Origin of the sequence: Stenotrophomonas maltophilia R551-3 (assembly GCF_000020665.1) — a bacterium.
In the GTDB taxonomy this organism is placed as follows: domain Bacteria; phylum Pseudomonadota; class Gammaproteobacteria; order Xanthomonadales; family Xanthomonadaceae; genus Stenotrophomonas; species Stenotrophomonas maltophilia_L.
The window spans coordinates 153,008-177,460 of record NC_011071.1 but is presented as its reverse complement, the minus strand read 5'-3'; the positions used below and the strand labels follow the sequence as shown (position 1 = coordinate 177,460).

At 67.7% G+C, this 24,453-nt stretch carries 25 protein-coding genes; 8 read left to right on the top strand and 17 right to left on the bottom strand.

The window, feature by feature from the left end; translation table 11 throughout:
* Nucleotides 1-33: 33 nt before the first annotated feature.
* Nucleotides 34-702, bottom strand: coding sequence for an Ivy family c-type lysozyme inhibitor (locus SMAL_RS00690; RefSeq protein ID WP_012509700.1), 669 nt, complete (start codon nt 700-702; stop codon nt 34-36).
* 116 nt (nt 703-818) lie between these two features.
* Here SMAL_RS00690 and SMAL_RS00685 point away from each other — a divergent pair, with 116 nt between their 5' ends.
* On the top strand, nt 819-1,295 hold the full coding sequence (locus tag SMAL_RS00685) for a YybH family protein (RefSeq protein ID WP_012509699.1): 477 nt from the start codon (nt 819-821) through the stop codon (nt 1,293-1,295).
* 139 nt (nt 1,296-1,434) lie between these two features.
* Here SMAL_RS00685 and SMAL_RS00680 read toward each other — a convergent pair whose 3' ends face one another.
* From SMAL_RS00680 to SMAL_RS00660, 5 genes are all read right to left on the bottom strand, one after another.
* Nucleotides 1,435-2,460 (bottom strand): NAD(P)H-dependent glycerol-3-phosphate dehydrogenase, encoded by a 1,026-nt coding sequence (locus SMAL_RS00680; RefSeq protein ID WP_004134677.1) that lies wholly within the window; start codon nt 2,458-2,460, stop codon nt 1,435-1,437.
* Nucleotides 2,461-2,480: 20 nt separating this feature from the next.
* Complete coding sequence (secB, locus tag SMAL_RS00675) at nt 2,481-2,999, bottom strand: protein-export chaperone SecB (RefSeq protein WP_004134674.1); 519 nt, start codon at nt 2,997-2,999, stop codon at nt 2,481-2,483.
* Nucleotides 3,000-3,099: 100 nt separating this feature from the next.
* Nucleotides 3,100-3,537 (bottom strand): rhodanese-like domain-containing protein, encoded by a 438-nt coding sequence (locus SMAL_RS00670; RefSeq protein WP_004134671.1) that lies wholly within the window; start codon nt 3,535-3,537, stop codon nt 3,100-3,102.
* Nucleotides 3,538-3,594: 57 nt separating this feature from the next.
* A complete protein-coding gene (locus tag SMAL_RS00665) occupies nt 3,595-4,020 on the bottom strand; it encodes a hypothetical protein (protein ID WP_004134670.1) in 426 nt (141 codons plus the stop codon).
* Nucleotides 4,021-4,052: 32 nt separating this feature from the next.
* Nucleotides 4,053-4,520: a YiiD C-terminal domain-containing protein gene (locus SMAL_RS00660; RefSeq protein WP_004134669.1), complete on the bottom strand. Its 468-nt coding sequence runs from the start codon at nt 4,518-4,520 to the stop codon at nt 4,053-4,055.
* A gap of 35 nt (nt 4,521-4,555) precedes the next feature.
* On the opposite strand from SMAL_RS00660, the gene SMAL_RS00655 reads away from it, so the two are divergent.
* The 3 genes from SMAL_RS00655 (at nt 4,556) to SMAL_RS00645 (ending at nt 7,745) form a co-directional block, all read left to right on the top strand.
* Complete coding sequence (locus SMAL_RS00655; RefSeq protein ID WP_012509698.1) at nt 4,556-5,365, top strand: uroporphyrinogen-III synthase; 810 nt, start codon at nt 4,556-4,558, stop codon at nt 5,363-5,365.
* 103 nt (nt 5,366-5,468) lie between these two features.
* Complete coding sequence (locus SMAL_RS00650) at nt 5,469-6,443, top strand: uroporphyrinogen-III C-methyltransferase (RefSeq protein ID WP_012509697.1); 975 nt, start codon at nt 5,469-5,471, stop codon at nt 6,441-6,443.
* A gap of 6 nt (nt 6,444-6,449) precedes the next feature.
* Entirely contained in the window at nt 6,450-7,745 is a 1,296-nt protein-coding gene (locus tag SMAL_RS00645; RefSeq protein ID WP_012509696.1) for a heme biosynthesis protein HemY, read from the top strand.
* 128 nt (nt 7,746-7,873) lie between these two features.
* Here SMAL_RS00645 and SMAL_RS00640 read toward each other — a convergent pair whose 3' ends face one another.
* Nucleotides 7,874-9,169 carry an acetyl-CoA C-acetyltransferase gene (locus SMAL_RS00640; protein ID WP_012509695.1) on the bottom strand — a complete coding sequence of 432 codons (1,296 nt, stop codon included), beginning with the start codon at nt 9,167-9,169 and terminating at the stop codon, nt 7,874-7,876.
* Between the two features lie 93 nt (nt 9,170-9,262).
* Here SMAL_RS00640 and SMAL_RS00635 point away from each other — a divergent pair, with 93 nt between their 5' ends.
* Nucleotides 9,263-10,150: a hypothetical protein gene (locus tag SMAL_RS00635; protein WP_012509694.1), complete on the top strand. Its 888-nt coding sequence runs from the start codon at nt 9,263-9,265 to the stop codon at nt 10,148-10,150.
* A gap of 96 nt (nt 10,151-10,246) precedes the next feature.
* Nucleotides 10,247-11,314, top strand: a complete 1,068-nt coding sequence (locus SMAL_RS00630; RefSeq protein WP_012509693.1) for a TonB family protein — start codon at nt 10,247-10,249, stop codon at nt 11,312-11,314.
* 84 nt (nt 11,315-11,398) lie between these two features.
* Here the strand turns inward: SMAL_RS00630 and SMAL_RS00625 are convergent, their stop codons facing one another.
* From SMAL_RS00625 to SMAL_RS00590, 8 genes are all read right to left on the bottom strand, one after another.
* The gene (locus SMAL_RS00625; RefSeq protein ID WP_012509692.1) at nt 11,399-12,019 is read right to left on the bottom strand and encodes a superoxide dismutase family protein; all 621 of its coding nucleotides are present in this window, start codon (nt 12,017-12,019) and stop codon (nt 11,399-11,401) included.
* 31 nt (nt 12,020-12,050) lie between these two features.
* A complete protein-coding gene (locus tag SMAL_RS00620; RefSeq protein ID WP_012509691.1) occupies nt 12,051-12,620 on the bottom strand; it encodes a superoxide dismutase family protein in 570 nt (189 codons plus the stop codon).
* Nucleotides 12,621-12,713: 93 nt separating this feature from the next.
* The gene (gene ntrC, locus SMAL_RS00615) at nt 12,714-14,162 is read right to left on the bottom strand and encodes a nitrogen regulation protein NR(I) (RefSeq protein ID WP_012509690.1); all 1,449 of its coding nucleotides are present in this window, start codon (nt 14,160-14,162) and stop codon (nt 12,714-12,716) included.
* Nucleotides 14,155-15,216, bottom strand: a complete 1,062-nt coding sequence (locus SMAL_RS00610) for a two-component system sensor histidine kinase NtrB (RefSeq protein ID WP_012509689.1) — start codon at nt 15,214-15,216, stop codon at nt 14,155-14,157. Before SMAL_RS00610 ends, ntrC begins: the two co-directional genes overlap by 8 nt.
* A gap of 115 nt (nt 15,217-15,331) precedes the next feature.
* On the bottom strand, nt 15,332-17,377 hold the full coding sequence (locus SMAL_RS00605; RefSeq protein ID WP_012509688.1) for a TonB-dependent receptor: 2,046 nt from the start codon (nt 17,375-17,377) through the stop codon (nt 15,332-15,334).
* 79 nt (nt 17,378-17,456) lie between these two features.
* Nucleotides 17,457-17,759, bottom strand: coding sequence for a hypothetical protein (locus tag SMAL_RS00600; protein ID WP_012509687.1), 303 nt, complete (start codon nt 17,757-17,759; stop codon nt 17,457-17,459).
* A gap of 108 nt (nt 17,760-17,867) precedes the next feature.
* Nucleotides 17,868-19,028 (bottom strand): murein transglycosylase A, encoded by a 1,161-nt coding sequence (mltA, locus tag SMAL_RS00595; RefSeq protein ID WP_004134500.1) that lies wholly within the window; start codon nt 19,026-19,028, stop codon nt 17,868-17,870.
* A 65-nt stretch (nt 19,029-19,093) separates the two neighbouring features.
* Nucleotides 19,094-20,605, bottom strand: coding sequence for an alpha/beta hydrolase (locus tag SMAL_RS00590; RefSeq protein WP_004134498.1), 1,512 nt, complete (start codon nt 20,603-20,605; stop codon nt 19,094-19,096).
* Between the two features lie 127 nt (nt 20,606-20,732).
* Here SMAL_RS00590 and SMAL_RS00585 point away from each other — a divergent pair, with 127 nt between their 5' ends.
* The gene (locus tag SMAL_RS00585) at nt 20,733-22,442 is read left to right on the top strand and encodes a histidine kinase (protein ID WP_012509686.1); all 1,710 of its coding nucleotides are present in this window, start codon (nt 20,733-20,735) and stop codon (nt 22,440-22,442) included.
* Entirely contained in the window at nt 22,430-23,131 is a 702-nt protein-coding gene (locus SMAL_RS00580) for a LytR/AlgR family response regulator transcription factor (protein WP_012509685.1), read from the top strand. Before SMAL_RS00585 ends, SMAL_RS00580 begins: the two co-directional genes overlap by 13 nt.
* A 130-nt stretch (nt 23,132-23,261) precedes the next feature.
* Here the strand turns inward: SMAL_RS00580 and SMAL_RS00575 are convergent, their stop codons facing one another.
* Nucleotides 23,262-24,002, bottom strand: coding sequence for an N-acetylmuramoyl-L-alanine amidase (locus tag SMAL_RS00575; RefSeq protein WP_032968073.1), 741 nt, complete (start codon nt 24,000-24,002; stop codon nt 23,262-23,264).
* Between the two features lie 142 nt (nt 24,003-24,144).
* Nucleotides 24,145-24,450, bottom strand: a complete 306-nt coding sequence (locus tag SMAL_RS00570) for a hypothetical protein (protein ID WP_229298236.1) — start codon at nt 24,448-24,450, stop codon at nt 24,145-24,147.
* Nucleotides 24,451-24,453 lie beyond the last annotated feature (3 nt).

The window sequence follows — 24,453 nt, the reverse complement described above, 5'->3', positions numbered from 1 at the left end:
GGCCGCCGGAACATCATCCGGCGTCACCACCGATTACTCGCAGGACTCGCCTTCTTCCTTCAGCATCTCTTTGTCCACCGGCTGCTCGCGCTCGATCAGCGCGCGCTGCTCGTCGCTGGGTTCACCCAGCCACCAGATTCTGCAGCGCGCGGTAAGACGGCCGACCATCTTCGACTGATCAGGCGAGTACAGCATCGCCAGCGCGGTGCCGGGGCAGTCGTGGGCCTGGCAGGCGGTGTAGAACCACCATGGCTCGCCCTGCAGCACCACCAGTTCGCCAGGCCCGCTGGGTCCGCTCAACAGGCGTTCGCGCAGCGACGGAATCTCCTTGTCGGCGGATTCGGCCGCCGCCGTGTTCTTCATCAGGGCGTTGAACGCGGCCAGCACTTTCGGGTCCTTGCGGCCGCAGTCGTCCACGGTATTGCCGCCCACCAGGGTGAAGAAATGCGTCGCCAGCGGGTTGTCCGCGCAGGTGAGTTCGCCGCCGGCGCTCGGGTCTTCCGGTTCGCCTTCGTTGTCCCACACCGAAGGGTCCACGCCGTCTTCGATGGGCGGTTCCTTCTCGACCACTGTTGCCGTGGCGGCCGGTGCTTCGGTGGCCGGTGCCGGTGCGGCTGGTGCTGCTGCATCGGGTGCCGGTTCCTGCCCGCAGGCGGCCAGCAGTGCGACCGTCAGTACCATCCCTGTGATTCGAATCTTCATTCCGTGTCCTTGTCTGATCTGCGGTGCATGCAGCCGCGCGGGCGCCTCCGTGATTCTAACCAGCCGCGCGCTAGGATGCGTTCGTCGACTTCCTGTCATCCCAAGGGCCTGGACGCATGCGCCGCACACGACTCGCCGTGATTTTCTGCAGTGCCCTGCTGCTGGCAATTCCAGCAATCGCCCACGATGCCGAAAGCACGAAGGCGGCACAGCCGCTTCCCGATGCGGCCCTGCCCGCGACACTGGATCGCGTACTGCGCGACTACGAGCAGGCCTGGCGCAGCGGTGATGCCAAGGCACTGGCTGCGCTGTTCGCCGAGGATGGCTTTGTGCTGCAGAGCAGCCAGCTACCCGTGCGTGGGCGCAGTGCAATCGAAGCCGCGTATTCCGGCCAGGGTGGCAGCCCGTTGCGGCTGCGTGCGTTGGCGTACTCGGTGGACGGGAACACGGGCTACATCATTGGTGCCTACCGCTACGGCAACAACATGGGGGACACCGGCAAATTCACGCTGACGCTGAAGCGCGTGGGCGATGGACCGTGGTTGATCTTCTCGGACATGGACAACGGCAACGCGCCGCCACGGGCGCGGTGATGGATTCCGCCGGGCATGGCCCGGCGCTACCGGGCGCCAACCAAGGTTGGCGGCTACCGGAAGCGGGTTCCGGAGTAGATCTACGCCATGCCTGGACGGCGCGAAAAAAAAACCCGGCGCGTGGCCGGGATTTTTCGATTCACTTGAACAGCGTGTCCGGATATTCCGGTTTCTGTTCCCGCGCCAGCAGCGCGCGCAGGCCTTCCTCAGGCGTCTGCTCGCCGTGCAGCACGGCACGCACGCGGTCGGAGATCGGCAGGTCGATGCCATGACGACGTGCCTGTCGCATCACTTCGTCGGCGGTCTGCACCGACTCGACCACCTGGCCGATTTCGCGCACGGCATCCTGCAGCGTCTGGCCACGGCCCAGGGCCAGGCCCAGGCGGCGGTTGCGCGACAGGTCGCCGGTGCAGGTCAGCACCAGATCGCCCAGGCCGGCCAGGCCCATCAGCGTTTCCGGCTTGGCGCCGATCGCCGCGGCCAGGCGCAGCATCTCGTTGAGGCCGCGGGTGATCAGGCCGGCACGGGCGTTGAGGCCCAGCTGCATGCCATCGGCCACGCCGGTGGCCACGGCCAGCACGTTCTTCATCGCACCACCCAGCTCGGCACCGACCATGTCGTCGCCGGTGTAAGCGCGGAACGCCGGGCCATGCATCGCCTCGGCCACCGTCTGCGCGAACTCGGGCACGTCGCCATGCACGGTGATCGCAGTCGGCAGGCCCTGGGTCACTTCCTTGGCGAACGACGGGCCGGTGACGACGGCCAGCGGCACGTCCTCGCCCAGCACTTCGCGCGCCACTTCATGCAGGAAGCGGCCCGAACCGGGTTCGAAGCCCTTGGTGGCCCAGGCCACGCCGGCACCGGCCGGACGCAGCGGCGCCAGCGCACGCACGGTTTCGCCGAACGCGTGCGAAGGGGTCACCACCAGGATCCAGGCCGCGCCTTCCACCGCCGACGCCAGGTCGGTGGTGGCACGCAGACTGTCCGGCAGCGGGATGCCCGGCAGGTAGCGCGGGTTCTCGTGGCGCTGGTCGATGGCCTCGACCATGGCAGCGTCGCGCCCCCACAGCACGGTCGGGTGACCGTGCCGTGCGAGCAGGCTGGCCAGCGCGGTTCCCCAGGAACCGGCGCCCAGCACGGCGATCTTGTCAGCGGTAGTGCTCATCCGTGACGTCGCGGCAGGAATCAGGCGTTGCCAGCCGGCTCGGAGTCAGCCAGCGACGGTGCGTCGCCCTGCTCCTGGCGCTGGCGCAGGGTTTCTGCGTACAGGCCTTCGAAGTTGATCGGCTGCAGGAAGAACGGCGGGAAGCCACCGGCCTGGATCAGGTCGCTGATCAGCTGGCGCACGTACGGGAACAGGATGTTCGGGCACTGGGTCCCGAGCAGCACGTCGATCGACTGCGGGTCCAAGCCGACCAGGCCGAACACGCCGGCCTGCTTCACTTCAGCCACGTAGGCGGTGCGCTCACCGGCCTGGCAGGTCAGGGTCACGGCCAGCACCACTTCGAAGGCGTTCTCGCCCAGGCGCTGCACCTGCTGGTTCAGGTTGAGCTGCAGTTCCGGCTGCACCTGGTCATTGAAGATGGTCGGAGCATTCGGCGACTCGAAGGAAACGTCCTTGACGTAGATCTTCTCGACGGTGAAAGCGGGGCCGGTGGCGGCATCGGCCGGCGCAACCGCGCCGTTGGTGGTCTCTTCGGACATTTCCAGTAACTCCAGGTGAATGCAATGAAAACGATGGTCGAACTACTGCGATGGGGGCGGTTCCAGGCCCATACAAGGCCGGATCCGCCGCCTGCGACAATCAGTTGCGGCCCTTGACCAGCGGCAGCTCGGCCTGCTGCCAGGCAGGAATGCCGCCGTCGAGCACGTAGACCTTCTCGAAGCCGGCCTTCTTCAGCGCCTTGGCGGCGGTTTCCGAGGCGTTGCCACTGCGGCACACCAGCACCACCGGCGACTGCTTGGCGTTGGCCACCAGCTTGTTGTCCGGGCCGAAGGCACTGGCCTGGGCATTGCGGCTGCCGGCGATGTGGCCCTTCTCGAAGTCACCGCTGGCCGACAGGTCGACCACCACCGTGCCACCTGCATTGATCAGCTGGGTCAGTTCGGCGGGCTTGATGCCCTTGAAGCCCCGGAACAGGCGGCGGATCTCGGTGACGATGATGGCCACGGTCAGGCCGACCAGGGCCGCGGACAGCATCGGGTTTCGGCCTGCAAAGGCCAGCAACTCTTCGTAATTCACTCAGGTCACGGGTCGATTAAGCGGGCGCCGATTGTCGCACAAGCCGGACGCGGCCCGTCACTGCCCCTTCCACAGGTCCGGCAGGCCGGCGGTCTGCCACCAGCGCTTGGCCTCGGCGTCCCAGCGCCAGCGTTCGACCACCACCACGGTGCGCTCGGCCTGGGTGTTCTGGTTGATCACCCCGATTTCGACCCGGCGCTCGACCAGGCCCCCTTCCAGCGCGGCGCTGCTGCGCTCGCGGTAGGACGACACGCGCAGCTGCGCGTAGCGGTTGAGCTCGAACTCGGTGGGCGGCTTTTCCTTGCGCAGCTTGGGGTCCAGATAGCCGATGGCATCGTCCATGCTGCCCCAGCGGATGGTCGCACCGTAGGCGATCTGGGTCTCTTCCAGCAGCTTGCGCTGCTTGCGGGTCAGGTCATCGGCCGAGGCCACGGCGCTGACCAGCAGCAGGGAGAACATCAGGAACTGGATGAGGCGGCGCATCGGTGGTTTCCCCAGAACGTCAGCCTGCCATCCTACCCTTTGGCGAAGGCCACGAAGCGGCCGCTGAACTCGGCGGCGGGCTTGCCATCAGCACCGGGCTGGGTGGCGACGATGCTGATACGGGCCTTGCGGCGCTGGCGGAAGGTGTTCAGGAAGGCGTCCCAGCCGGTGGCCTCGGCCGCTTCGGCATGGGCGTGCAGGTCTTCGTAGACCGGCGCCAGGTAGCGCAGGTTGCTGTCGGCCACGTAGACCTCGGCGTCGTGGCCGGCCAGGCGCAGGCGCAGGCTGACCAGCGCCCAGCCGGACAGGGTCAGCACCGAGGCCAGGCTGCCGCCGAAGGCATTGCCCTTGTCGTTGACGTTGGCGGCCAGCGGTGCGGTGATGCGCAGCACGCCATCGGCATAGCCGTCGAGCTGGATCTGCATGGCGCGGACCGCCGGCATGCAGTCCAGCACGTCCTGCAGGGCAGCCAACGAGGAAGTCAGAGCATCAACGGACATCGGAGCAGAGACCACGACAACGAAGGGCCCGCATAATGCAGGCAATGGCCGACCATACGATACCCACTGGCGCCGCCGGTTCCGACGCGGACTGGACCTTCATTTCGCTGCGGCCGCAGGGCCAGCATGCGGCGCTGCGCCGCGCCGTTGCTGGGCTGGACGGGCATCTGCTGGCGCTGTCGCCCTGGCGGCTGCAGCGCCTGCATGGCACGCCAGTGGTGCGCCAGCTGCAACGCGCGCTGAACTGCGATCGGGTGGTGTTCACCAGCCCGGCCGCTGTAGCAGCGGCCGCGTCCCTGCTGCCGCTGGCCGACGCGCAGCGCAGCCCGTGGCTGACCGTGGGCGAAGGCACCGCGCGCGCGCTGCGGGCGCAGGGGGTCCACGAGGTACATGCGCCGCAGCGGATGGACAGCGAGGGCCTGCTGGCACTGCCGGTGCTGGCGGACGTACGCGGCCGGCGCATCGGGCTGGTGACGGCCCCCGGCGGGCGCGGCCTGATCGCTGCGCAGTTGCAGGCGGCCGGCGCCAGCATCGAACGTGCCGACGTCTACCAGCGTCGCCCGCTGCGCCTGTCGCCACGCACGCTGGCTCGATTGGCGCATTCAGCGTATCCGTGGGTGCTGGCAGTCAGCAGTGGCGAAGCGCTGCAGCATTTCTGGCGCCAGCTTCCACATGCCTTGCAACAACGCCTGCAGGCGCATGCCAGCGTGGTGGTCGCCAGTGATCGGCTTCGCGAGCAGGCGCAGGCACTGGGCCTGCAGCGCATCAGCCGTAGCGCCGGCCCTGCCGGTGCACAGCTGGTGAGCGCTGCACACGCCACGCTCACCGTCCCGGCAGCGACCTGAACAGGGACGTGGGTCACGCTTGCCGCTGTCGTCGGCAACAGTGATGCTGTGCACAACGCGGCCTGCCGGAACCCCACCGGCGACTTGCCGACAAGGAAGCCCGATGAACGAGACCCCGCCCGTTTCCCCGCCCCGCCGACCGGTGCGCTGGCTGCTGCCGCTGGCCGGCGTGGTCGTGCTTGGCGTGGGTGGCTATGCCGGCTGGCGCTTCTGGCATGAGCAACAGGACGCACAGGACGCACAGGCACAGACCACCGCCGTGCAGCTGCAGGGCCTGGAAGCCACACTGGATGCCCTGCGCCGCGACCAGCGCGCGACCAGCCAACGCCTGCAGGATGCCGCCGCCACCAACCGCGTGCTGCGCGACGAGATGCTGGGCCTTTCGCAGCGTAGTGCGCTGCTGGAAGAAAACCTGGCCAAGCTGGCCGACAGCGCCAACCAGGGCCGGCAGGCAGTGCAGCGCGACGAGGCCGAGCTGCTGCTGACCCAGGCTGCGCAGCGCCTGAACTACTCTGACGATGTGGAAGGTGCGCGTCGTCTGTACGCGCAGGCTGCCACCGCGCTGGCCGATCTGCCCGACAGTGATGGCCTGAACCTGCGCCAGGCACTGGTGCAGGAGCGCGAGGCGCTGGACGCGCTCGGTGCTGGCCCGCGCGTGCAGTCGCTGCAGCGCCTGGATGCATTGGCCAAGGCATTGCAGGGCCTGCCTTCGCAGGTGACGGGCAGCGCCACCGCTAACGCCAGGCCCTGGTGGCAGGCCACGCTGGCGCCGTTCGTGGATATCACCCCGAGCCGCCAGAACGGCCCCCTGACCGCCGCCGAGCGCCACAACGCCGACGATGCGCTGCAGCTGGAACTGACCCTGGCGCGTGCAGCCATTGAACGTGGCGACCGCAGCGGACGCGATACCGCGCTGCAGCGCGTGGAGCACTGGGCACAGCGGCGTTGGCCGGATTCACCGGCCCTGCGCGCGCAACGTGCTGAACTGAAGGCCTTGCGCGAGCTTCCGCTGCAGGCCAGCAACACCGTTCTTGGCAGCACCCTGCAGCAACTGCGCACCCAGACCGACCGGAGGTAATCCCGCATGAAACCCCTGCAATCCCTGGTCGTGCTGTTGCTGGCCGTGGCCATCGGCGTGGTCGCCGCGCAATGGCTCGGCGCCGATGACCTCAACCGCTTCGGCGAAGTGACCCTGCGCTATGGCGGCTACGACTATCACAGCAACCTGCCGAAGGTGGCCCTGCTGTCCGTGGTCGCCGTGCTGGTGCTGTGGCTGCTGTGGAGCCTGATCGCCGCACCGTTCCGTGCCTGGGGCCGCTACCGCCGCAAGCAGGGCCGGGTGCGCCTGATCGACGGCCTGCAGGCCTATGAGCATGGCCAGTGGCAGCGCGCGGAGAAGCTGCTGGATGGCGCGGCGAAGGATCCGGAAGTGAGCGCGGTGGCGCTGGCCAATGCCGTGCGCAGTGCGCAGGCGCGTGCCGATGGTGCTGCCGGTGAAGCGCTGCTGCAGCGCCTGGGCGAAAGCGATGCCACCCTGCAGGCGCTGCTGCGCGCCGAGCAGCTGCTGGCGCGCGACCTGCCGGTGGATGCGATCAACGCGTTGGATGTGGCGGCGATCCAGCCGCTGCCGCCGCGTGGTCTGTGGCTGCGTACCGAAGCGCTGGCACAGGCCGGTCGCGCGCACGAGGCATATGGCCAGCTGGGTGCACTGCGCCAGAGCAAGGTGCTGCCGGCCGACGCGAACAGCGAACTGGAAGCACGCCTGGCCGCACAAGCGCTGCTGGAAGCGGCCGACGTCAATGCATTGGCCGCGCAGTGGGAAGCCACGCCGAAGGCCCTGCGACCGACCCCGGACGTGGTCGGAGCGTATGCCAGCCGTGCGGTTGCGTTGAGCTGGGACGAACCGGCGCTGCTGGCGTTGGAACACGCCCTGGACCAGCGCTGGGACGATGAGCTGGTGGCGCTGTACGGCCGCCTGCCGGCCGAGCGCCTGGCCACCCGCCAGGCCAATCTGGCGCGCTGGCGCAACGTGCATGACAGCTCGGCCGCGCTGCGCCTGGCGCAGGGTCGCGTGGCGCTGGGCCAGCAGCAGTGGGATGCCGCTGATGCGTTCCTGCACGAGGCGATCGCCGCCGGTGCCGGTGCCCCGGCCTGGGAAGCACTGGGTGAACTGTTCGCACAGCGTGGCGACCACGCGCTGGCCGCGCAGTGCCTGGCCAATGCGCTGCGCCTGCAGCGTGGCGAAGACAGCGTGGAACTGGTGCGCGGCACCGAGGCGCCGCTGCGTGCCACGGTGGAGGAGCAGCCGGTTACGGTGCAGCCGCCGGTGTATGACGCCAACGAAGAGCGCGACGAATTCGGCAACCCGCGGTTGCCGTGATCCCTGCTGAAGTGTGCCGACCAACGGTCGGCACCCACCGGAGCAAGAGAAAACGCCGCCCATCGGGCGGCGTTTTCATCTGTGGAACCCGGTAGTCGCCAACCTTGGTTGGCGCGCGGTCGCAGCAATCAGCGCTCGACGATCGCGACCACGCCCATGCCGCCGGCGGTGCAGATCGACACCAGCGCGCGGCCACCGCCGCGTTCGGCCAGCTGCTTGGCGGCCGTGGCGATCACGCGTGCGCCGGTAGCGGCGAACGGGTGGCCGGTGGCCAGCGACGAGCCCAGCAGGTTGATCTTGTCCGGGTCGATGCGGCCCATCGGTGCATCCAGGCCCAGGCGGTTGCGGCAGTAATCCTCGCTCTCCCACGCACGCAGGGTGCACAGCACCTGTGCAGCGAAGGCCTCGTGGATCTCGTAGATGTCGAAGTCCTGCAGGGTCAGGCCGTTGCGCTTGAGCATCTCCGGCACGGCCACGGTCGGTGCCATCAGCAGGCCTTCGCCGTGCACGAAATCCACCGCCGACACGTGGGCATCACGCAGGTAGGCCTGCGGTTCGTGGCCGTGGGCGCGGGCCCATTCCTCGCTGGCCAGCAGCACCGCGGCGGCACCATCGGTGAGCGGAGTGGAATTGGCGGCGGTCAGCGTGCCACGGCCGGAGACCTTGTCGAAGGCTGGCTTCAACGTCGCCAGCTTTTCCAGCGAGGTGTCGGCGCGCAGGATGTTGTCGCGCTCGACGCCGCGGAACGGTGCGATCAGGTCGCTGAAGAAACCGCGCTCATAGGCCGCGGCCAGCTTCTTGTGCGACGACACCGCCCACTCGTCCTGCGAGTCACGCGAGATGTTCCATTCCTTGGCCATGTCCTCGCAGTGGTCGCCCATGCTCTTGCCGGTGCGTGGCTCGGCCACGCCCGGGAACTCGGGCTTGAGCTCGGAGAACTTGAAGCCGGCGGTGAGCGCGCGGATCTTGTCGCCGGTGCTCTTGGCACGGTTGGCAGCCAGCAGGCGCGCGCGCAGCTTCTTGCCGTACACGATCGGCACGTCGGAGGTGGTGTCCGAGCCGCCGCCGATGCCCGATTCAATCTGGCCCAGCGCGATCTTGTTGGCGACCGTGATGATGCTGTCCAGCGAGGTGCCGCAGGCACGCTGCAGGGTGATGCCGGGGGTCAAGGGCGACAGGCCGGAGGAAAGCGTGGCTTCGCGGCCGAGGTTCCAGTCGCTGGAGTGCTTGATCACCGCACCCATCGCCACTTCGCCCAGCTGCTGGCCATGCAGGCCGAAACGTTCGACCAGCGCGCCCAGCGTACGGACCGACATGCCGAGGTTGCCGACATCCGAATACGCGGTGTTCTGGCGGCAGAACGGAATGCGGACGCCACCGAGGATGGCGACGGGACGAGCGTTGGGCATGGAGATACCTGGCATGGATGAGGGTGTCTGCAACATGGCCTGCACGACGGAGCAGGCATAATGGAGCCAAGTGTAGCTGCCGCCCTGTGATGGGCCAACCGTGGAACCATGAGCAAACCCGACCCCGCGATGAATGCCCTTGGCGTGCTGGCCCTGGAACTGGCCGGCGGCGAAATCCCCCGCCAGGCGGTGCTCAGCGCCGAACAGGCCGGTGAACTGGCCGAACGCGTCGGCCGTGACCTGGCCAAGCAAGTGCCGCAGGTGGCCGAGCTGGACCTGGTGTTCGCCGCCGCCCATTTCGACCCGGCCGAAGTGCTGCGCCCGGGCTGGCCGATCCACCGCCGCCTGGAAGAATTGCAGATGCGCGCACCGGGCCGCAACCAGGGGCCGCGCCTGCTGGCCTTCGGTACCGACGCCACTGGTGATGTGCCGCTGCCGTTCCAGGCCGATGCCAGCCTGGTGGGCGGTGGCCTGCGCGTGGTGCCGTTCCTGCTGACCGGCAGCGACGTGGCCACCACCAATGCGGTGGCCGAAGCGCTGGAAGACACGCTGCTGGCCAATGGCATGGCCCATGCCGACACCGCGCTGATGGCGCAGAACACTTTTGGTGCGCGCATCGAGCACGCGCGCTACTTCACCGTGAACGACCTGGCCGCGATGATGTCGATGCAGTACGACAATCAGGGCCTGGCCGCACTGTGGCCGCTGATCGAGACCGCGATCATGGCGCCCGGCGAAGACGAGTGGCTCAACGCCGCACCCGAGCCGCTGCTGCGCTACACCCATGGCGAGGCACGCATGGCGCTGTTCGATCCGGCCGGCTGGTGTGCGCATTACGACCACGGCAACAACGACTGCGACCGCCTGAAGGGCATCTACGAGCAGTTCCTGATGCGCCAGCGGCAGATGGCGGCGGTGCTGGAAGCGCACGGCGTGCCGGTGCTGTTCGTGCACTGCGAAGCCGGGCAGGACGCGCGCGAGCTGCTGGCGCGCTGATCTGCGGATGCGCGCCGCCAACCGGTTCGGCGGCGCGATGTGGCACCATTGCTGGCTTGTGCATTGATCACTCATGCGTGGTCAAGGACGAACTGCATGCTGCATACGCTTCAATGCGCAGGGCTGACCCTGCTTGCCACAGCCGTCTGTGGCCTTCCGATCATGGCCCAGGCAGCGGCACCGGTCGCCGCGACACCCACCTGCTCCATTGCACCGGCCTTCGCAGCTGCCGTGGCGGAGCCCGAGGTCTATGACAGCCATATCAGCTTCAGCAACACGGTCAAGGTGCAGGTCAACGTGGATGCGCAGGGCCGCGCCCACGATGCGCGCGTGCTGAACGGCTCCCGCAACCGGGTGCTGGATGATGCAGCCCGGCAGGCGGCCCTCAGCTGGAAGTATCAGTGCCAGGGCCAGGGCGGCATCGCGCAACCGGTCGTGCCTGTTCCGGAGCCGGCCTGCCGGCTGGACCGCCTGAGCTGGGCGGATAACGAACCCAGGTTTTCCAGCGCACTGCGGTCCAGTGGTTTGCGCGGCTCGGCGGAGGTCTGGTTGCGCCCGGTGGCCGACGATCCGGCAAGAACGGAGGTGAAGATCGGCCGGAGCAGCGGGGATGCGCGCATTGATGACACGCTGCTCACCGCCGCGCGGAACTGGCGGCTGATCTGCCCGCCGGACACGCCCGTGAAGCACCCCTGGATCAGCTTCACCCAGTCATTCAACTTCGAACCGCGGAACCAGCCGGCGGCCACGGAGGCATCAGAGCCGGAGCCGGATGATGTGGTGATCGCAAATGATGCCCTGCTGGAGTTCGGCACCGTCGCCGGCTTCGTTGAAGCGCTGCCGAAGATGAAGGGCGTAGATCTTGCGCCGGATCAGTCCAGTCAACCCGGAGTGACGCTCTACAACACCAGTCTTGGCGCGATCATGCGGGAAATCGAGATGACCGAGGGACGGTTGAAGCCGGTGACCATGACCCACTGGCTGGTGATGGTGCCGCCCCACCGCACGGCACCGGCCGTGGTGCGCACATTCAAGCGCGAAGTGATCGATGCCAAGACGGGCAAGGCACACATGCAGACCGATATCTCGATCCTGTGTGAAAGCGGCCCCGCCGAATGCGCTGAACTGCGGCAGCGACGCGACACATTGCTGCGATCCCCCTGACCCCAGCAATGGCAGCCGAGCATGGCTCGGCTACAGGAAGCAGTGCAAAGAAAAACGCCGGCTTGCGCCGGCGTTTTCTGCTTCTTACGGGGCCTTCTGGATCACCGCACACGCCAGGCGTGCACCGGCATTGCCGGTCGGCTGGGTCTTGTAGTCGTCCGCGTCGGCGTGGACGATCAGGCCGCGGCCGATGATGTCGAAGTCATCGCCCTTGCCGATGTTGACATTGCTCGACACCGGGCCATCGATGGTGGCCACGCCCTTGTCGTCGGCCTTGATGTTGGGCATGTCGCCGCCGTGGTGCGGATCGACGGCCATGCTGCCGTGGTCCTGCTTGCCCGGGTTGAAGTGGCCACCGGCGCTCATGCCGTCCGGCGCGCTGCAGTCGCCCTTCTCGTGGATGTGGAAACCGTGCTCGCTGCCCGGCTTCAGGCCGCTGATCTGGCCAGTCACGTGGACCTTGCCGTCGACCACCTTGAAGGTGACGCTGCCCTTGGTCTCATTGCCCTGCGTCGGTGCCAGTTCGGCAGTGGCCGAGGCATCGGCAGCCGGAGCTGCTGCCGGCGCTGCGGCCGGTTCGGTGGTAGCGCCCTCGGCCGGGGCGGCCGGCGGGGTTTCAGTCTGCGGCGCGGCGGGCTGCTGGTTGCAGGCCGCCAGGCCCAGTGCGGCAATGGCCGCGAACAGCGAAGTGTGGATCAGACGCATGGAATCTCTCCCTGGATGATGCCGGCAACGATCAACGGACAACCCGGATCACGCCACAGGCGATGCGAACGCCGGCATTGCCGGCGGGCTGGCTGCGATAGTCGTCGGCATTTGCATGCACGACCAGTGCACGTCCGGCGATATCGGTGGCGGCGCCTCCGCCAAGGGTAACCCCCTTGAGGTGGATATCGACGTTGGCGCGGCCCTGGGCGTCGGCACGCAGATTGTCCATGTCGCCCAAGTGGTGCTTGCCGGTGCCTGCGCGGCCATGCGCGGTGCCACCGGGGTTGAAGTGGTTGCCGGCGCTGCTGGCATCCACCGCGCTGCAGTCACCGCGCTCGTGGATGTGGAAGCCGGCCTGCTGCATCGGCTGCAGGCCACCGATCAGGCCGGTGATGTGGATGCCACCGGGCTCCACCACCAGCGCGATGCGGCCACTGACGATGCTGGCCGAGGCCGGCGAGAGATTGGCCTCGGCCTGTTTGGCGGTGCCGACTACGGTCGGCGGCGGCGGTGTGGGCTGCGGCTTCTTCGGCGCACTGCCACAGGCAGACAGCAGCACGGCGGCGGACAACGGCAGGATGGCAAAGGACAGACGCATCGAAGACTCCTTGCAGGTGACACTACGGACGGCATCGTCCATGAACGATCAACGGTTCGGCAAGCGGGCGCGAGGATCGCGTGCAGGAACCGTTCAATGGCCCCCGCGGCGGCGCCCGGCGCCCAGCTTGCGGGTAAGGGTATTGCGGCCAAGGCCCAGGCGGGCCGCGGCTTCGGCACGGCGGCCATGGGTGATCTGCAGCGCGGCCTCCAGCAGGGCATGGTCGACCCGCTCACGCACCTGCGCGTGCAGCCCTTCCACGCCTTCGGCCAGCTGCCGGCGTGCCCATTCGGCCAGCAGCGCCTCCCACTGCCCCGGATCGGCGCTGGTGGTGCTGCTGCGACGACCGCGCGTACGGTTGAGCGCGGTATCGACGTCGGCCACGCCAATGGTGTCGGCAGCGGCCAGCGCCGCCATCCGCCAGCACACGTTCTCCAGCTCGCGCACGTTGCCCGGCCAGTCGTGCTCGCGCAGCGCCTGCAGCGCCGCGGCGGTGAGGCGCTTCGGTGGCGTGTCCAGCTTGCGTGCGGCGGCGGCCAGGAAGGTGTTGGCCAGTTGTGCGATGTCCTCGCGGCGCTCGCGCAGCGGCGGCAGCTGCAGGCGCACCACGTCCAGCCGGTGCAGCAGATCGGCGCGGAACTTCCCCTGCGCGACCAGGCCTTCCAGATCCTGGTGGGTGGCGGCCACCACACGCACATCGACGCGGATCAACTCGCGTCCCCCGACACGGAAGAACTCACCTTGTGCCAGCACGCGCAGCAGCCGGGTCTGCAGCGGCAACGGCATGTCGCCGATCTCATCCAGGAACAGGGTGCCGCCGTTGGCCTGCTCGAAGCGACCGATATGGCGGCGCTGCGCACCGGTGAATGCGCCGGCTTCGTGGCCGAACAGTTCGCTCTCCAGCAGCTCGGCCGGGATGGCGGCGGTATTGAGCGCAACGAAGGGCGCCTGTGCGCGCGGCGATTCGCGGTGCAGGGCATGCGCCACCAGCTCCTTGCCGGTGCCGGTCTCGCCGGTGATCAGCACCGCCAGTGGTGCCTGCGCCAGGCGGCCGATGGCGCGGAACAGCGCGCGCATCGGCGGTGTATCACCCACCAGTTGCGGCGGCTGGTCGCTGGAGGTTGCGGTGGTCGGCGCCGCTGCGGCCATGGCCGGTGCCACCGCCGGCAGCACGCGCTGTGCCAGTGCCACCGCATCGTCCAGATCAAACGGTTTGGACAGGAATTCATGCGCGCCGCCGCGGAACGCACCGGCGGTACTGGCGACATCGGTATAGGCCGACATCACCACCACCGGCAGCTGCGGCAGCACGGCCTTGAGCTTGTCCAACAGCACCAGGCCATCGTCACCCGGCATGCGCACATCGGTGAACAGCAGGGCCGGCGGCGGGCCTTCGCTCAACGCCTGCAGGGCGGGTGCGGCGCTGTCGAAATCGACGACCTGGTAGCCGGCTTCGCGCAGCGCGGTGCACAGCACGAAGCGCACGGCACGGTCGTCGTCGACCACCCAGATGCGTTGTGCGGGAGTGGAGGCGTCAGACATCGCGCGGGGCCTCCTCGGCCGGGGCGGCACCGTTGCCGATCGGCAGCAGCAGGGTGAACACGGTATGGCCCGGGCGCGAGCGGTAGGTCAGTGTGCCGCGATGTTCGCGCGCGACCTGCTGCGCCAGCGCCAGGCCCAGGCCAGTACCTTCGGCGCGACCACTGACCAGCGGCAGAAACAGATGCTCGGCCAGTTCCTCTGGCACACCACGGCCGTCGTCGGCGATTTCGAGGCGAAGCGCCAGCGTATGCAACTGCTCGGCGATGCGTACGCCGTGTTCTACGCGGGTACGCAGGGTGATGTTGCCGGCGCCGGCCTGGATCGCGTTGCGCACCAGGTTCCACACTGCCTGGGTGAGGCGGTCGGCGTCGCCATGGAATTCGGGAATACTGGGGTCGTAGTCGCGCTGCAGGCGTACCGCCCAGCCGGCCTCGTTCTCGGCCAGGCGCAGCACGCGTTCCAGCGCGGCGTGGATGTTCAGTTCGGCGTGCGGCGCGGCCGGGGCCGGTGACAGCAGCTGGTCGAGCAGGCCGTTGAGGCGCTCGATCTCCGAACCGATCAGCTCGATCAGCTCGCGTTCGCTGGCGTCGCGCTGGGCCGCGCGCCGGGCCAGCAGCTGGGCCGCGCCCTTCAGCCCGGCCAGCGGATTGCGCAGCTCATGGGCCAGCCCCTTCAGCGCTGCACTGAGCGCGCTGGGCAGGGCCTGGGTCGGGTCGAGCCCGGGGAACTCATCGACCGGGTGCGCCTCCAGCAACCAGCCACCATCGTCGCGGCGGCTCATCCAGCCCTCGGCGAAGCGTGGTGCCTCGCCCGGCACCGCCAGGGCCAGCCGGTTCAGGCGCAGACTGTCGCGCTCATCGCGGGCCAGGAAATGGGCCAGCGCCTCGCCCTGCACTTCCAGCGCGGCCAGCGGCTGGCCAAGCAGGCGGCGGATGCTGACACCCAGCCAACGCGCGAAGGCCGGGTTGCAGCCGATGATGCGGCCATCAGCCCCGGCCCAGGCCAGCGGCGTGCCCAGGGCGTCGAGGGATGGCGGCGGTGCGGGGTCGGACATTGCACCAATGTAGTGCAAAACGCGGGTTTGGGGTCGCGGCTCTTTCTATCAGGAAAGGGGCCTGACCCCTGCCGCAGGGCGAGCAAGTTCGCCCACTACCAGATACGTAGGCGGGTCACAGCTTCATGTTGAGGCCGACGAACACGCTACGGCCCGGGGCCGGCGAAAACATCGGGCGGGCGCTGTCCCAGAAGAAGCTGTCGTACCAGGCGTAGGCGTACTGGCGTCCGGTAACGTTCTTCAGCTGCAGGTCCACGCTCCAGCGCGGGGTGATCTGGTAGGCGGCGCTCAGGTCGAGCACGGCGAAACCACCGAACTTGCCGGCCACGTTGCGCTCTTCCAGGTAGTAATCGCCCTGTGCACGCGCCTGCAGGCCCAGGCGCAAGGCATCGCTGGCGTGGTAGTCCACACCCAGGTTGCTGATGTGGCGCGGGGTGGCGGCCACTTCGCGGCCCCGCAGGGACATGCTGGCATCGCGGTCGTCGCGGGTGATCTTCGCTTCCTGGTAGGCGTGCGACGCCCAGACCGTCCAGTCGTCGCCCAGCTGCAGGCTCAACTGCGCATCCACGCCGCGTCGACGGGTCTTGCCCAAGGTGACCGTCGTACCGGTGGCCGGCATGTTGGATACCTCGTTTTCCGCGTCCTGCTGCCACACCGCCAGGCGCGCCTGGCTGCCCGCGAACGGCTGGAACTTCAGGCCCAGCTCCATGCCGGTGTTGGTGGACGGACGCATCCGCGCCTGGCCCGGGGCGAGGTAAGCCGGCGCGGTGGATCCAGTGAGCACCTGGAAGGTGCGGCCCCAGTTTGCGTATACGTGGGTGTTCTCGCCCAGGCTGTGGATGACGCTCAGTTTGGGCTGGCCGATGCTGCCGTAATCCTGCAGCCGAGCGCTGAGGCCGTTCATCAGGTGGGTACGGCCACTGAAGCGGTCCACACGGTAGGCCGGCACGATCTTCCACGCCTCGACGGGCTGGTAGATGGCCTGCACGTAGGCGCCCCAATTGTCGAAGCTGTGGCGGTCGTTGTTCTGCACCCGTGCCGGGGCACGGCTGAAGTCGGTGGGTTCGGCGTAGGCGTAGCGCTCGCGGATGTAGCTGTTGTCCTGCTGCTCGTAGTTCAGGCCGCCCTCGACAGTAAGCGCGGGGCTGGCCTGCCAGGTGACCGTGCTGAGCAGGCCATTCTGCCGCTCATCCCACACGCGGCGCTGGCGCGGCAGGTTGCCGGTGGGCAGGTCGCTGAAGGTCACGCGGCGGTCGTCTTCGTAGCGGTTGTAATAGAGCCGCGTGCCGAAGGTGAGCCTCTCGGACAGTTTCATATCCAGGTGCGCGGCAATCTGGCGCATGTCGCGGTCATCACCATCGTTGCCGTTGCGCAGGTCGCTGCCACGTCGATGCGTACGCATTTCCTCGACGGTCATGAAGCCGGGCTCGTCGGCTTCGTGGTGGTAGGCGCGCGCGGTCAGGCCCACGCGCAGCCCATCGTCCAGCGTGCCGAGGAACCATTTGCCGCCCAGCGAGTACTTCCTGGAGGTGTCATGGTCGCGATAGCCATCGCTGGCCTGGGTACCAACGAAGTAGTTCTGCGCGACGCCATTGGCTTCGCGGCCCACCGCCAGCTGCGCATCACGGGTGTTGTAGCTGCCGTAGGCCAGCCGTGCATCGGTGTAGTTGCCACCCTGGCGCGTACCGAAGTTCACGTTGCCGCCGATGTTGTGCAGGCCGTAGCGCGGGTCGTTGGTACCACGTACCACTTCGATGTAGCTGATTTCCAGCGGGAACAGCATGTCGATGTAGCGCTGGTTGCCGCTGTTGACGTTGCTGGGGATGCCATCGATCAGCGTCTTGATGGCATTGAGGTAGCCCTCGCCGTTGAAAGCCCGGAAGCTGACCTTGCCCGATTCGGCACCCTGCCGGGTTTCGGTCAGCTGGATGCCCGGCATCTGCCCCAGCAGCTCCCAGCTGTGGGAGACGTTGCGGTCTTCGATCTGGTCTGCGCCCAGCACGTCCACCGAAGTCAGTACCTGGTGCGCGCTCAGCTGGCCTTCGCCGTGCTGGTGCACATCGACCTTGCCCAGGGTGAGCGCGGCATCCGCCGACTGTGCGAGTGCTTCAGGGGCGAACGGCGCGGCCGCGAGGGCGGCCACCAGCGTGGAGGTCTTCATGGGGAGGACGGCAGGAGGCAGAAAATGAAACTTTATAACATTTCAAATCTGCCAGCCATCCAGCGGGACCCGCCCTTCGTTACACCGGGTAGCCGGTCGCCTCGCGGGCCTTCTTCCAGGCGCTTTCGAATTCGCGCGCGCTGATTTCGTCGTCTTCATCAAAATCCATGAACGACACCGGCTGGTCCGCCAGCACGAAGCGGTCATCGCTCTGCCCGGTTTCATCGGCCCAGACCACCTTGGCCCCGTAGATCTCCACCTGGCGCACGATCTTTTCACCACGGGCTTCCATCAGCACGTTGCCCTTGCCCAGGCTCGATTCGGCCCAGTGCTTGTAGTACTTCTTGCTGTTGGTCTTTGCGTTGGGTTTTGCGTATTTCATTGCATTGGTCCTGGCCGCAGGTGCGACCGGAAAGTTCGGAATGGCGCCATTATCAGGCATTCGGGGTCAGATCCCTTTCCTGCTGGAAGGGGTCTGACCCCTGCCAACCTACTTCGGCAAGGGGGAGCCCTTCGGCCACAGCATCCAGATGTTGCCCTTCTGCTTCATGTCACCGGCCAGCTTGCCTGCGGCGTCGCCGCTGCCCCAGTACAGGTCCGCGCGTACTTCGCCGGCAATGGCACCGCCGGTGTCCTGCGCGGCCACCGGGCGTACCACCGGGCTGCCATCCGGACGCGTGGTGGACAGCCACAACAGGCTGCCCAGCGGTACCACGGTACGGTCCACCGCCACGCTGTAGCCGGCGGTGAGCGGCACGTTCAGTGAACCGCGGGGGCCTTCCGGGCTGTCCGGGTTGCGCACGAAGAACACGTAGCTGGGATTGCTGCGCAGCAGTTCCGGCACGCGGGAAGGGTTGGCCCTGGCCCATGCGCGGATCGCATCCATGGTCACGTCTTCCTTCTTCAGCTGGCCCTGGTCCACCAGCCAGCGGCCGATCGCGCGGTACGGGTGGCCGTTCTGTTCGGCATAGGCCAGCCGCACCTGCTTGCCATCGGCCAGGCGCACCCGGCCCGAGCCCTGGATCTGCAGCAACTGCAGGTCCATCGGATCGGTCAGCCAGGCCAGCACCGGGGCCTTGGCGCCCTTGGCCGCGATGGTACCGGCGTCGTCATAGGGCTTGAGCACCTTGCCTTCGACGCGCCCGCGCAGGCGCTTGCCCTTCAGTTCCGGGTAGACGCTGTCCAGCTGCACCACGATCAGGTCATCTGGCGTGCCGTACACCGGCACGGTGGCCTTGTCGGTTCGGGTCAGGCTGCCGGGGTAGATCGGCTCGTAGTAGCCGGTGATCAGCCCATCAGCCTGGTGCCCCCCGGCACGCAGCGCGTAGACATCGAGGTCGCGCTGCAGGAACTGGCGGATCGCGGCAGGGTCCTTGTCGTTCACTGCTGCAGCCGTGGTGCAGGGCTTGGCCCAGACCGCGTCGTTCTTCAACCTGGCACAACTGCTGCGCCAGGCGACGAAGCCGGCCTGCAGATCGGTATCGGAAACCGGCGGCAGCGCACTCCATTCAACCTTGGCGTAGGTGGCGGCAGGCTTGATTGGTGCTGGCGGTGCTTCGGGACGGGTGCCGGTGGTGCTGCAGGCCGCAAGCACGGCCAGCGCAAGAAGGCTCAAGCTCGTGCGGCTCAGGGGGGCGATGATGTCTTTCATTGCCCCAATGTAGAGGAAATAGCACGGCACCGGACCCGTCGGGTGCCCCGCGCCGCGCTCTCCCTTCAGCGTCCGCCGCTACCGAGCAGGCCACTGTTGCTGGTGGCGAACACCGGCGGCGGCACGTCCAGCACGGCATCGCTCACGGTGCGACCGGCCAGGAACTCGACGATGCTGCGGGCGATGGCAGGATTGCCGGTCCACAGCTCGTGGTGATGGCTGGCGTTGCGTACCAGCAGCGAGCGGCCGTTGCGGAAGCCTGGACGAAGTGCATCGGCGTTGGCTGGTGGCGTGCGTCCATCCAGCGTGCCGCTGATGAACAGCACAGGCACCTCGCTGCGCAACGGGCCACGGAAGGAGTCGCCCAGATCGGCCAGGCCCAGGCCGTTGCCGATGGCGGGGAACGGGAAGTTCAATCCATCACCGAACAGACTCTCGCGCGCCTGTGCTTCGGCCAGCACCCGGCGCTGCGGGCTCTGTCCTGAGGCGATGTCCATCGCCAGCCCCATCGCCGGGAACTGCGCGAACTGGGCCCGCCCGATCAGCACCAGGTCGGCCAGCGGATCGTAGTTGCCGCGCTCGGCCTCGCGCAGCACCAGCGGCAGCCATTGCTGGGTGATGCGTTGCCCCAGCATGTTGGCGATGACGATCTGTGCGTCGTACAGGCCGATGGTCACCTGGCGGCTCTCATGCATGCCGCTGCGGCCCTGCCGGGGTTGCTCGCGCAGCGCCTGCAGCACGCGGGTGGCCGATCCTGCGAGATCGTCAAAGCCATCCTTGCGCGCCAGTTGTGCCAGCGCCTGCAGCACGGCATCGCTGCTCAATGGCAGCTTCAGTGTGTCATCAGGACCTTCGGTGCCCATCAACACCACGCGCTCGAGACCTTCACCGTGCAGGCGCACCGCAGCCAGGGCCAGATGCGTGCCGTAGCTCATGCCCCACAGGCTGATCTTCGGCACGCCCAGTGCGCGTCGCAGGTCGTCGAGATCGGCGGCGCTCTCGGCCGTGGTGTAGGCACCCAGGTCGACGCCAGCCTGCCGCCAGAACGCAACGCACTTCGCTGCCGTTGCCTGCAGCGCGACCAGCGCCGTATCGCGCTGCAGTGGCTGCGCATCATCGAATCGGGTCTGGTGCGGGCATTCCGGTGGTGGTTCGGACAGGCCGGCGCCACGCTGGTCGAGCAGCAGCACATCCGCCTCGCGGCGGACCTGGTCGAACACCGGCCAGCGTGGGCCACGCGCGGTGTCGATGCCGGAGCCACCCGGGCCACCGGCCAGGTAGACCACGGGAGCGCTGCGGCCATTACCGCCGGTTGCACGCAGGCGTACCACTTTCAACTGCATCCGTGGCCCATCCGGCTCGCTGTGCCGGCGTGGCACCGCAAGCACGGCGATTTCGGCAGGGATGCTGCCATGTGCTTTGGTCTGCAGCGTGTAGGGCTCGAACGCCAGTGCGGCCGGGCTGGCCTGTGCGGGGGCGGCCACGGCCAGCGCCAGGCCGATTGCAGCCAGCGCGGTGGCGATGGTAGTGCGGCAACGATGGGAACTGCAGGGAAGCGTGCGGGCGCTGCGGGTCATGTCGGGCTCCGATGGAAGGACGTGCGCCACCAGCGTCTGCCCTTCCGCAGCTCACGGGGCGTGCGCGCCTGCCGAACGTCTCCAGGCGGCCGTCCACTGTCTCCACGCAACCGATAGGATGGCCTCCATGCAGATCCCACGAACCCTGGCTGTCCTTGCTGTGCTGCTTGCGGCCGTGGCTGTCTGGCTGCTCGTGTCGACGCCGCCACCTGGGCTGGTGCAGGTGCCGGGCGCGCAGATGGCGCTTGCGAACATCGGGACCGCCGGCGCCGTGCCCGCGCGACCGCCGCAGGATCTGCACTGGCGGCCACTGGACCAGCGCGAGCTGGCAGCTTGGCGCGGCCCCTACTGGCTGCGCTGGCAGGTGCCGGCGCCGACCACCGCGGACGTGCATGGCCGCACGATGCGGCTGTCGCTGCGTGCCGCCAGCCAGCTGTACTGGAACGGCAACCCGTGGGTCAGCAATGGCGTGGTCGGCCGCAGCGCTGCAGAAGAGCGTCCAGGACGCATCGACCTTGTGCGTGTGCTGCCTCCTGCTTCGGGCAACCGCAGCGACGAACTGATCGTGCTTGCGTCGAGCCAGCGGCAGCACTTCCATCTGCATGGTGCCGATGCGATGGTGCTGATCGCACCCGCGACCGTGCTGTACGGCCAGATCATCCTGCCGTGGTTGATCGCCGCCTTCGCCACCGGTGCACTGGCGGCGGCCTGCCTGTACTTCCTCACCGTACTGCGCGGCCAGACGCAGGCACCCGGGGCCCGCCTGCTGCTGGCACTGGGCGCAGTGGGGCTGGCACTGCCGGTGGTCGAGGCGTGGCGCTCCCTGCTTGGGTATCCCTATCCATGGCATGGCCCACGCCTGGTGGCACTGTTGTGCCTGCATGTGGCGGCAGCGGCGTTGCTGCCGGCCTATCTTGCGCGCCGCTTCGCGGTAGCGATGCCGCGGGCCGTTTACCTTGGCTATCTGGCCGTGATCATTGCCGCCGCTGTCGCGCTGCCCGGCTTCGATACACGATCAGCGGCAGTGCTGCTGTCGAGCCTGCTCGCCTCGGCGGGGGCACTGTTACGCGCGCATTGCGAGTCCGAGGACCGCTGGCCGATCCTGGCCTTGCTGTTGGCCGGGCTGCTGGCGCTGCTGGTCGCAGGCGGCGCCTTCCTCGATGGGCCCTATTTCCTGCTGCTGGCGGTGCTGATGGTGTTCCTGCTGCTGCGCCACGCTGCCCAGTTGCAGGCATTGGACCGGCACAACGCCTGGCTGAGCGAAGAACGCGCGCGGCTTTCGCTGCAGCTGCTGCAGCGAGGCATCCAGCCACATTGGCTGATGAATACCCTGACCTGCCTGCAGGAACTGATCGAACAGGCACCAGCGCGTGCCAGCCGCCTGGTGGAATCACTGGCCGACCAGTTCGATCGCCTGCGCGACAGCAGCGACCGGCGCAGCGTTTCCCTGCAGGACGAACTGGCGCTCTGTCGCAGCCATCTGGATATCGTTGGCATGGCACTGGACCAGCGCATGCGGCTGGAGGTCGATGGCGAAGACGCGATGCTGTCGTTGCCACCCGGCATCCTGCATGCCCAGGTGGAGAATGCATTGACCCACGCAGGTGCGCTGGCCTGCGCAAAGCATCCGTTCCACCTGCGCGTGCAACGCACCAACGCGCGCTGGATTCTGGAGCTGCGCAGTGCACGGGGTTCCGCCCCACACCGTGGTCGCGGCACCGGCACGCGCTATATCGAGGCCAGCCTGGCCGCCGCCTGTCCTGGCGGATGGACCTTCGTGCAGGGCGCCGAAGGCGACCACTGGCGCAGCCGGATCGAACTGACATGCGCATCCTGATCGTCGAAGACGAGCCGCTGGTACGCCAGCGCTTGCTGCGCCTGTGCAGTGAACAGGCAGGCACGCGCGCGCGCTTCGACGCCGTTGCTGATCTGGAGTCGGCCGGAGATCGACTGCAATGCAGCGTCTACGATGGCCTGCTGCTGGACCTCAACCTGGGCGGCGACGATGGTTTCGAGCTGCTTCGGCGTGCGGTAGCTGGCCGCTACCAGTGCGTGGTGGTGTCGGCCCATCGCGACCGCGCGCTGCAGGCATTCGAGCATGGCGTGCTCGACTTCGTACCCAAGCCGTTCTCGCGTGAGCGCCTTGGCCAGGCACTGGAACGCCTGCTCGACACCAGCGGTTCCCGCCCTGGCCGCGCGCGTTATCTGGGTGTCTGGCGGGCGCAGGGCACGGCGACCGTAGAACTTGCTGACGTGCTCTGGATCCGCGCCGACGGCGACTACAGCCAGGTGCGCATGCGCGATGGCCGTAGCGAGCTGCACGACAAGTCCCTGGCCGGGTTGGGCAGCGTACTGCCTGGCGACTTCGTGCGCTGCCATCGTTCCTATCTGGTCAATCTGCAGCATGTGCGCATGCTGCATGCAGGATCGGGCAGCCGTTACTGGCTGGTGTTAAGCGATGGCAGCGAGCTGGCCGTGGGCCGCGCGCATGTGGCGGCACTGCGCGATGCGCTGGGATCGGGGTGATTGCCGGGGTTACCCGGCATGACCTGGCACTGCTGGGGGCGGGAACCACGCGGGGTGGCCGCGCTGCACGCTCGCCGGGCATGGCCCGGCGCTACCCGCTTCGGTGGGGTCTTCAGCCCCACGCGAGCGTCTACGGGGTCTGCAGCAGCAAAGAATGCAGGATACGGGCGTCTTCGGCATCCAGCGTCTTCGGCAGGTCGTCGCGGCCACGGAAACGGCGGTGGAAGGCGGCGATGGTGGCTTCGCGGTTGTCCAGCGGATAGCCGAAACGGGCTAGCGCATTCCACGCGTCGAAACCCTCCGGCGCAGCACCGTCGGCCGCGCGCGGCCAGACGCCGAAACCGGCCTCGGCCAGCTGCTGCCAGGGGAAGAAGCGGCTCGGATCCTGCTTACGCGTCGGCGCGAGGTCGGCATGGCCGATCACCTGACGCGGCGGGATGTTCAGGCGTTCAGCGAGATCGCGCAGCAGCACGATCAATGACTCGATCTGCACCGGGCTGAAGGGACTGCGACCATCGTTGTCGAGCTCGATGCCGATCGAGGCTGAATTGAGATCGGTGATGGTGCCCCAGCGCCCGGCGCCGGCATGCCAGGCGCGGCGTTCATCGGCCACCAGCTGGTAGCGATGGCCATCGGCGCCGATCAGGTAGTGCGCGCTGACCCGTCCGCCGCTGTTGGCGGTACGCAGCGTATGCAGGCTCTGCTGCACCGACTTCTGCTCGGTGTGGTGGATGACGATGATGACCGGCGTGCGCGCGTTCTGGTTGGGTGACGGCACCCAAGTGGCGAGCGGGTTGTGCACATCGGTGCTCGCGCAGCCGGCAAACAGGACGGCGGCAAGCAGCAGGAGCGGAATGCGAAATGGGCCCATGCGGTGATTGTGCGCCATTCCGCACTCGCCTGCTTCAGGCACCAGGCTACAGGCACGTCCAGCCTGTGGACTGCTGTCCCGCCTTCATCAGGGCCTGAAGGCACACCTGCAGGTCAACGCAGCGGCCTTCAGCCGCCGTCCGCTAGGAGCGTACGAGAGACAGATGGAAAAGTAGCAGGCCCCAGCCAACGAAGGCTATCAGCATCTCCGCTGGGGCCACCCGGCGCCTGATCCAGATCAGGGCTATCACCACAGCGGTGAGCACAGGCACCGCAGCATACGAATACCAGAAGATGAAATCGCGATAGCGTACATAGAAGCTGTTGGCGGTCAGCCCCATAAAAGTGTAGTCGTGGAACACCGTCCAACTCAGGAACGAAAGCATTAGATAGGTGATTGAAGCGGCCCACAGAAGCAGGTGCAGCCAGTCGCCGGCCTTGGCGACCACACG

Coding starts and splice junctions, on each gene's coding strand:
- SMAL_RS00600 (WP_012509687.1), bottom strand. CDS start 17,759: ATGAAATACGCAAAACCCAACGCAAAGACCAACAGCAAGAAGTACTAC.
- SMAL_RS00575 (WP_032968073.1), bottom strand. CDS start 24,002: ATGGGCCCATTTCGCATTCCGCTCCTGCTGCTTGCCGCCGTCCTGTTT.
- SMAL_RS00580 (WP_012509685.1), top strand. CDS start 22,430: ATGCGCATCCTGATCGTCGAAGACGAGCCGCTGGTACGCCAGCGCTTG.
- SMAL_RS00610 (WP_012509689.1), bottom strand. CDS start 15,216: ATGTCCGACCCCGCACCGCCGCCATCCCTCGACGCCCTGGGCACGCCG.
- SMAL_RS00685 (WP_012509699.1), top strand. CDS start 819: ATGCGCCGCACACGACTCGCCGTGATTTTCTGCAGTGCCCTGCTGCTG.
- SMAL_RS00590 (WP_004134498.1), bottom strand. CDS start 20,605: ATGACCCGCAGCGCCCGCACGCTTCCCTGCAGTTCCCATCGTTGCCGC.
- SMAL_RS00620 (WP_012509691.1), bottom strand. CDS start 12,620: ATGCGTCTGTCCTTTGCCATCCTGCCGTTGTCCGCCGCCGTGCTGCTG.
- SMAL_RS00585 (WP_012509686.1), top strand. CDS start 20,733: ATGCAGATCCCACGAACCCTGGCTGTCCTTGCTGTGCTGCTTGCGGCC.
- SMAL_RS00660 (WP_004134669.1), bottom strand. CDS start 4,520: ATGTCCGTTGATGCTCTGACTTCCTCGTTGGCTGCCCTGCAGGACGTG.
- SMAL_RS00640 (WP_012509695.1), bottom strand. CDS start 9,169: ATGCCAGGTATCTCCATGCCCAACGCTCGTCCCGTCGCCATCCTCGGT.
- ntrC (WP_012509690.1), bottom strand. CDS start 14,162: ATGTCTGACGCCTCCACTCCCGCACAACGCATCTGGGTGGTCGACGAC.
- SMAL_RS00650 (WP_012509697.1), top strand. CDS start 5,469: ATGAACGAGACCCCGCCCGTTTCCCCGCCCCGCCGACCGGTGCGCTGG.
- SMAL_RS00665 (WP_004134670.1), bottom strand. CDS start 4,020: ATGCGCCGCCTCATCCAGTTCCTGATGTTCTCCCTGCTGCTGGTCAGC.
- SMAL_RS00645 (WP_012509696.1), top strand. CDS start 6,450: ATGAAACCCCTGCAATCCCTGGTCGTGCTGTTGCTGGCCGTGGCCATC.
- SMAL_RS00635 (WP_012509694.1), top strand. CDS start 9,263: ATGAGCAAACCCGACCCCGCGATGAATGCCCTTGGCGTGCTGGCCCTG.
- SMAL_RS00605 (WP_012509688.1), bottom strand. CDS start 17,377: ATGAAGACCTCCACGCTGGTGGCCGCCCTCGCGGCCGCGCCGTTCGCC.
- SMAL_RS00630 (WP_012509693.1), top strand. CDS start 10,247: ATGCTGCATACGCTTCAATGCGCAGGGCTGACCCTGCTTGCCACAGCC.
- SMAL_RS00680 (WP_004134677.1), bottom strand. CDS start 2,460: ATGAGCACTACCGCTGACAAGATCGCCGTGCTGGGCGCCGGTTCCTGG.
- mltA (WP_004134500.1), bottom strand. CDS start 19,028: ATGAAAGACATCATCGCCCCCCTGAGCCGCACGAGCTTGAGCCTTCTT.
- SMAL_RS00655 (WP_012509698.1), top strand. CDS start 4,556: ATGCAGGCAATGGCCGACCATACGATACCCACTGGCGCCGCCGGTTCC.
- SMAL_RS00625 (WP_012509692.1), bottom strand. CDS start 12,019: ATGCGTCTGATCCACACTTCGCTGTTCGCGGCCATTGCCGCACTGGGC.
- SMAL_RS00690 (WP_012509700.1), bottom strand. CDS start 702: ATGAAGATTCGAATCACAGGGATGGTACTGACGGTCGCACTGCTGGCC.
- secB (WP_004134674.1), bottom strand. CDS start 2,999: ATGTCCGAAGAGACCACCAACGGCGCGGTTGCGCCGGCCGATGCCGCC.